At 31.0% G+C, this 7,311-nt stretch carries 8 protein-coding genes; 7 read left to right on the top strand and 1 reads right to left on the bottom strand.

Translation table 11 applies throughout. From position 1 onward, the window contains the following. Positions 1-10: 10 nt before the first annotated feature. The gene (locus B0A66_RS19440; protein ID WP_089051528.1) at positions 11-1,390 is read right to left on the bottom strand and encodes a hypothetical protein; all 1,380 of its coding nucleotides are present in this window, start codon (positions 1,388-1,390) and stop codon (positions 11-13) included. A 208-nt stretch (positions 1,391-1,598) separates the two neighbouring features. Here B0A66_RS19440 and pyrR point away from each other — a divergent pair, with 208 nt between their 5' ends. From pyrR to B0A66_RS19475, 7 genes are all read left to right on the top strand, one after another. Next, positions 1,599-2,138, top strand: coding sequence for a bifunctional pyr operon transcriptional regulator/uracil phosphoribosyltransferase PyrR (pyrR, locus tag B0A66_RS19445; RefSeq protein ID WP_089051529.1), 540 nt, complete (start codon positions 1,599-1,601; stop codon positions 2,136-2,138). A 155-nt stretch (positions 2,139-2,293) separates the two neighbouring features. After that, the gene (locus B0A66_RS19450; RefSeq protein ID WP_089051530.1) at positions 2,294-2,935 is read left to right on the top strand and encodes a DUF6891 domain-containing protein; all 642 of its coding nucleotides are present in this window, start codon (positions 2,294-2,296) and stop codon (positions 2,933-2,935) included. Positions 2,936-3,019: 84 nt separating this feature from the next. After that, positions 3,020-3,946, top strand: coding sequence for an aspartate carbamoyltransferase catalytic subunit (locus tag B0A66_RS19455; protein WP_029273654.1), 927 nt, complete (start codon positions 3,020-3,022; stop codon positions 3,944-3,946). 157 nt (positions 3,947-4,103) lie between these two features. Then, the gene (locus tag B0A66_RS19460; RefSeq protein WP_089051531.1) at positions 4,104-4,436 is read left to right on the top strand and encodes a ribonuclease Z; all 333 of its coding nucleotides are present in this window, start codon (positions 4,104-4,106) and stop codon (positions 4,434-4,436) included. A 174-nt stretch (positions 4,437-4,610) separates the two neighbouring features. Beyond that, positions 4,611-5,519: a ribonuclease Z gene (locus tag B0A66_RS19465; RefSeq protein ID WP_089051532.1), complete on the top strand. Its 909-nt coding sequence runs from the start codon at positions 4,611-4,613 to the stop codon at positions 5,517-5,519. A 342-nt stretch (positions 5,520-5,861) separates the two neighbouring features. Continuing rightward, positions 5,862-6,506: a pyridoxamine 5'-phosphate oxidase gene (pdxH, locus tag B0A66_RS19470; RefSeq protein ID WP_089051533.1), complete on the top strand. Its 645-nt coding sequence runs from the start codon at positions 5,862-5,864 to the stop codon at positions 6,504-6,506. A gap of 165 nt (positions 6,507-6,671) precedes the next feature. Beyond that, entirely contained in the window at positions 6,672-7,169 is a 498-nt protein-coding gene (locus B0A66_RS19475; protein ID WP_089051534.1) for a CAP domain-containing protein, read from the top strand. The last annotated feature ends 142 nt before the right edge of the window (positions 7,170-7,311 follow it).

Genomic DNA, 7,311 nt, shown 5'->3' on the forward strand with positions numbered 1-7,311 from the left:
TTTAAAATTATTATTGATTTAGGTTTGTTTGTAGGGTCTCTTTCATATTAAGATAAAGTGTTAATGGAGAAATATTGTCATAAATTAGTTTTGAAATAATTCCACCACCTAAAATCATAGAATTTCCTGTTTCTATATCTGTTAATTCAAAAGCTTGATTTTTTATTTCAAAAATATTTTTTGAATTTACTTTGTCTATTTCTTTTAATTTCATGGTCTCCTTTCTGCTCAAAACCTTTGTTTTTACCTTAAAAAAATGTTCGAAATCATTGAAGAATTTATCTAAATCAAAACCTAATATGATTCTTATATCATCAAATAATAAATCACTAATAACTTCGGGAGGGAAAGGTTTAGCAAATAATGGTTCTGATAGGTTTTTTTGAATTGAAGAGAAATCTATTATTACTTTAAATTTACACTCGTTTAAAAGAGAAGGTATAGCGACGGTAGATAATATATAAGCTTCCGGTTTATATACACCTATATGAATTATTCCACCACTGTCAATATCGTAAGCCCAGTTTTGATCTTTCAATTTAGAAAATGTTTCAGCAATTTTATTTGAGTATGTTTCTGTAATGTGTTTTGGATTCAATATTTTAATTTCTTTCCCAGTCTTTACATCTGTTCCTTTATCTTTATTTAGCACTTCAACTGTTTGAATCATTCTTATTTCTTGTCTTATCATTCTAAAAAATTGTTCAAGCATTTTAGGATTAAGATTTCCTCCAATTTCTTTAATTTTTTCTTCAACTTTACCTGCAGCGAAAAGATCTTTCTTAAGTTTAATTAATTCATCATTAATTTTTCCTTCTTTTAATTCAAGAATTCCAAGTTGATTATCTTTTAAGACAATTAAATCACTAATTTGGATGAAATTTGTTATGTCAGTAATTAAAGCAAAGTCATCAGGATTTTTATTAATTACAGAGGCTATTTCCAATGCATGCTTAATATTTGATTCGTCTAATGTCTTTTGGCTTTCATTTATGTAAAAACGTCTAATTCTATATACTTGTGCCCCAAAAAGTTGCCAAGCAATGCCATCGCCAATATGGAATAAAATTTTTAATCGATTTTCAATTTCATTTATTTGATTTCTGTGATCTTTTTCAGATGTTTTATCTTTAGTAATGCGAGCTTGTTTTAATTTCGCCTTATTTTCTATTAATACTTTTTGGTAATTTGAAATTTCTTCAACTAATTTTAATTGAGCACCTTTAAAACCATCATGTACAAAATGTTTGAATTTTGATCTCAATTTTTCATTCCATTTTCTTATATCTGGATTCTTAGTGATTTCACTTCTTAATTTATTTATAGCATTTGAAAACGCTAAATCTGAAATTTCTCTTACTGTAATTTTAAATTTTTCTTTTGATTGCATATTTTAAATTTAGATTAAGAATAGCTACTAATTTAAATATAATTTTAAAATAAAATTTATAGGTAGGAAATTATATTTTTGTAATTAATAAGGACAAGTGTTTTGATTCAAATTCTTTTACAAATCAAAAAAAATATTTCCCCACTCAACACCCCAACAAATAAATTCTGATTTTGTATATTTGCCCAACCAAACATTACACTTAATTATGAGCCAAAAAGTATTACTTAATTCAAAAGAAGTTACTATCATACTCCATCGTTTGGCTTGTCAGTTAATCGAAAAACACTTAGATTTCTCCGATACTATTTTAGTAGGTATACAGCCGAGAGGTGTTTTCTTAGCTGAACGTTTAAAACAAATACTAGAAAGCGAATACAAAACTCCTGAAATCCCGTTAGGATATCTGGACATCACTTTTTTTAGAGATGACTTTCGCCGTACTGATAAACCGCTGGAAGCCAATAAAACACAAATCAATTTTATAGTCGAAAACAAAAAAGTCATTTTTATAGATGATGTATTGTTTACAGGACGAAGCATTCGTTCTGCTTTGACCGCAATTCAGTCTTTTGGGCGACCATCAGAGATAGAATTGTTAGTGTTAATCGACAGACGTTTCAGCCGTAATTTGCCAATTCAACCCGATTATCGTGGTCGTCAGGTAGATGCAATCAACGGTGAAAAAGTAAAAGTAAGCTGGAAAGAAAATGAAGGCGAAGATGTCGTTCATTTAATAACGAATTAGGTGGAATCGTTAAATTTGTTGAATCGTTAAGTCGTTTAACTGTTTAATCGAAGAAACAAACGATTAAATAATCAAACAATCAACGATTAAACAGACTTAATCATTAAGCTAATAAACTATTAAACAAATAAACAGTTAAACGAATAAACATAAAAATGACAGAGAACGAAGAATTTATTTATGAATCAATTTTTAACCAGGTTAGAATGGGATTTTTGTCTCTTGATGAGATTCAGGAAAACATACTGGAAGAAATTGAAGACAACGAATTTGAAGATGAAATCTCTGAAGAATGGGCTTTTGATAAAATAAGAGAAGAAAACCAAAAGTTACTTTCAGAAAGTAAACAATGGAAAAGCCCGACAGATACAGAAAAATTAATAAAAGCGTTTGATGAATTAGCGGATAAAAATATAATTGCACTTCACAATGCAGGTTACACCACATCAGATGGCGAATACGAAGTGGTTGAGGTAGAAAGAGATCTAAGAGAGAATGAAGTAGAATCTGATGGATATTGCTTTTACCATGAACAAGATTTAGCACGAGCTATCGCTTTAGAAGATTCGAGTTTGTTTATCGCTTTTCAGAAAGTAGATAATACTGATGACGCAACAACAATAGAAGTAGGGAAAGTAGTTGCTGAGGTTTTAATAAACAACGATTTTAGAATAAAATGGGATGGTTCAGCTAGAACTAAAATCGAAATTCCAGGTTTCAGATGGCAGAAGATTTTTGATGAAGATGCAAGAGATCTCCAAGATTACAGTGAAGTTGTAGACAGAATGCTTCAATAAAATAGTTGCTCTTTGCAGCAGCATTGAAAGACTGAGTATGTCAGGAATTCAAGAATTTGACAAATAAATATTAAAGAAATAAAAATGAAAGAATTAAGCGTAAATCATTTATTAGGAATAAAATACATCAATGAGAATGATATTAACCTGATTTTTGAAACTGCCGATCATTTTAAAGAAGTCATTAACAGGCCCATTAAAAAAGTTCCTTCATTACGAGATATCACCATTGCTAATATTTTCTTCGAAAACAGTACCAGAACAAAACTTTCATTCGAGTTAGCACAAAAACGATTATCGGCAGATGTTATTAGCTTTTCAGCAGCGCAGTCATCTGTTAAAAAAGGAGAAACCCTGATTGATACTGTAAATAATATCCTTTCCATGAAAGTAGACATGGTAGTAATGCGCCACTCCAATCCCGGAGCGGCTTATTTTTTATCCAAAAATGTCAAAGCAAGTATCGTTAATGCCGGAGACGGAGCACACGAACATCCAACTCAGGCTTTATTAGACAGCTATTCGATTAGAGAAAAATTAGGAGATGTAGCTGGTAAAAAAGTAGTTATTGTAGGTGATATTTTGCATTCGAGAGTAGCTTTGTCAAACATATATGCTTTGCAAATGCAAGGCGCCGAAGTAAAAGTATGCGGACCAAAAACATTGATTCCAAGATATATTGAATCGCTTGGTGTAACGGTTGAACCAAATTTGCGTAAAGCCTTAGAATGGTGTGATGTTGCGAATATGCTTCGTGTTCAGAACGAACGTATGGATGTGAATTTTTTTCCGTCAACACGTGAATACGCACAACAATACGGAGTAGACAAGCCACTTTTAGATTCTCTTGGAAAAGAAATTGTGATCATGCACCCGGGACCAATTAACAGAGGAGTAGAAATAACTTCAGAAGTTGCAGATTCAGATCATTCCGTGATTTTGAATCAGGTAGAAAACGGAGTAGCAATCAGAATGGCGGTTATCTATCTATTGGCTTCTAAAATTCAATAGTTCTAATTTTGTTTCAAGTTTCAAGTTTCACGTTTCGTTACTAAGTCTTTCAAAACTTGAAACATTAAACTTGAAACGTGAAACAAAAAAACTAAAAATAAAAAAACTTTGTACCTTCGCTTTGGAGATATAGAATTTTAAGAGCAAATATTATAAGATGAAAGTAGATCAAAAAGGACATACAGTTACAATAAAGAACACTCAGGGAGATTTTAATTCATTTCTTGAAAATGTAACGCAACAATATAAAACCTTTGAAAAACAAAACATTATAATCGATTTATTAGCTGATTCTAACTTGACTGACAAGGATTTGAAACTTTTTTTACCCCTTGCAAAACAGCATAAAAAAGCTAAAAAATCATTCGTAATTGTTGTTGATGATTTTGATTTTAACGCTGTTTCAGATAAATTGACTGTAGTTCCGTCTCTTCTGGAGGCACATGACATTATCGAAATGGAAGAAATTGAAAGAGACCTTGGATTTTAGATTTTAGAATTCAGATTTTAGATCTTAGATTTTTTATTGCTGAGTAAATTTAAAATTTTAGAATTGCAATAATCTAAAATCTACATTCTAAAATCTAAAATTGAAAAAAAACTCGTTTAATCAGTTTTAATTTTAGGTCTGCATTAATCTAAAATCAACAATCTAAAATCTAAAATGAGACTAACAATACTCGGCTGTTATGCCGCAACCCCAAGAACAATTACAAATCCTACTGCACAGGTTCTAGAAATTAAAAACAGATTATTTTTAATTGATTGTGGAGAAGGTACACAAGTACAATTGCGTAAAAACAAGATTAAATTCTCAAAAATTAATCACATTTTTATTTCACATTTACATGGAGATCATTTCTTTGGTCTAATTGGAACCATATCCACTTTTGCACTTTTAGGACGCACTACAGACTTACATATATATGGTCCAAAAGGAGTAAAAGAAATTATAACGTTACAATTAAAATTATCAAATTCCTGGACTACTTATGATTTGTTCTTTCACGAACTAGAATCGAAGGAAAGTGAAGTGATTTTTGAGGATAGTAAAGTAATTGTAAAAACGATTCCGCTTAAACATCGCGTTTATACTAACGGATTTTTGTTTCAGGAAAAAGCAGGCGAGCGAAAATTAAATGTCGATGCCGTTCAGCAATACGATATTCATACCGCTTACTATCAAAAGATAAAAAATGGCGGAGATGTAACACTTGATGACGGAACAGTAGTGGCGAATAAAGAATTGTCTTTTGATCCAATTCCAGCTTTGAGTTACGCATTTTGTTCCGATACCGTTTACAATGAAGATATAATTCCGATTATACAAGATGTAGATATTTTATATCACGAATCAACCTTTTTAGAGTCAGAAGCCGCTTTAGCACAAAAGACATTGCATTCAACAGCAATAGAAGCCGCAAAAATCGCATTAAAAGCAAACGCCAAACAACTTGTTTTAGGACATTACTCTACACGATACGACGGAATTGAACGTTTTAAGCAAGAAGCGCAAACCATTTTCCCAAATGTATTATTAGGAGATGATGGCGTGAGTTTTGAGTTTCTTTAAAGTCATAAAGTCAAAAGTCTGAAAGATTAGAGCGCAAAGAGATTAAAAAATCTAAAATCTAAAGTCTGTAATCTAAAATTTAAAAGTCATAAAGTTTAGAGCGCAAAGAGATTAAAAAAATCTAAAATCTAAAGTCTGCAATCTAAAATTTAAAAGTCATAAAGATTAGAGCACAAAGAGATTAAAAAAATCTAAAATCTAAAGTCTGCAATCTAAAATTTAAAAGACTGAAAAATTAGATAACAAAGAAATTAGAGCGCAAAGAGATTAAAAAAAAATCTAAAATCTAAAGTCTACAATCTAAAATTCTAAGAAGTCTAACAATCCAAAAATCTAATAAATATGAATGATTTAAGTAATTATAGAAAATCTTACGAAAAAAGTGAGTTATTAGAAACTAATATTCCTGAAGATCCAATAAATCTATTCAACAGATGGTTTCATGAAGTAGAAAATTTTGGAGGAAGCGGAGAAGTAAATGCCATGACCGTTTCAACCATTGGATTAGATGGGTTTCCAAAATCCAGAGTAGTTTTATTGAAGAAATTTTCTGAAGAAGGTTTTATATTCTATACCAACTACAATTCAGAAAAAGGAAAAGCAATTACAGCCAATCCACATGTTTGTTTGTCATTCTTCTGGCAGGAAATGGAACGTCAGGTTATTATAAAAGGAATAGCAGTAAAAACATCAGAGAATATATCCGACGGTTATTTTGATTCCCGTCCTGACGGAAGTAAGCTGGGAGCTATTGTTTCCAATCAAAGCGAAGTCATTCCGTCCAGAACTTTTTTAGAAGAAAACTTAAAAAAGCTTGAAACAGCATACGAAGGTAAATCAATTCCGCGACCTGATAATTGGGGTGGTTTTATAGTAGCACCATTAGAAGTTGAATTTTGGCAAGGCAGACCAAACAGACTTCACGACAGAATACGCTATCAGAGTCAGTCTGATTTTACATGGAAGATAGAGCGATTATCTTCTTAATTGTAAGAAAAATTATTCATTTGTTAAAATTTATATGTATTTCATCGATAAAATTTGTGTTTTAACGATTTAGTAAATATATTTGATCCCAGAATTAGAAAGGTTATTAAAGATATTTTAAAGATTTTGCCCCACAATCTACTTTAGAATTTAACTATTGTTGTTATGAAAAAGATGATGTACATGTTCGGGTTTATTGTAATCTCGATTACAATAAACTCATGTTCATCGGATAATGCCGAGGAAAATGGAAAAACTACTCCGCCAATTGAAGAAGTAGGTTATACGTATAGCGATTCAGAGTTAGAAACGATGAAGGTGATCAATGAATATCGCGTAAGTGTTGGTTTGAATGCCTTGATTGCAAGTTCAGTTATATCTGTCGAATGCCAGAATCATAATAAATATATGATCGCCAATACAGTTGTTAATCATAATGATTTTGACGTTCGCACTAAAAATATTGTAAAAGCCTTAAAAGCTAAAAGTGTTGCAGAAAATGTAGCGTACAATTATAAAGAAGGTGAAGGCGTTTTAAAAGCCTGGCTTGAAAGTCCTGGACATAAAGAAAATTTAGATGGAGATTATACCCATTTTGGATTGTCGGTAACGACGGATAGTGCCGGAAAAAAATACTATACAAACATCTTTGCAAAGATTTAAAAATACATTGAACTGGTTTTTTTAGTTAGTCGCTGTAGCTCTCTGAGTTACAGTGATTTTTTTTTATAATAAAAGCTCGTTTTTAAATGTTAACAGAATTAAAAAATAGAAGGCTATTAAAATAAGGATCAATACAAAAACC

This window comes from Flavobacterium hercynium (assembly GCF_002217285.1).
Taxonomy (GTDB): Bacteria; Bacteroidota; Bacteroidia; order Flavobacteriales; family Flavobacteriaceae; genus Flavobacterium; species Flavobacterium hercynium.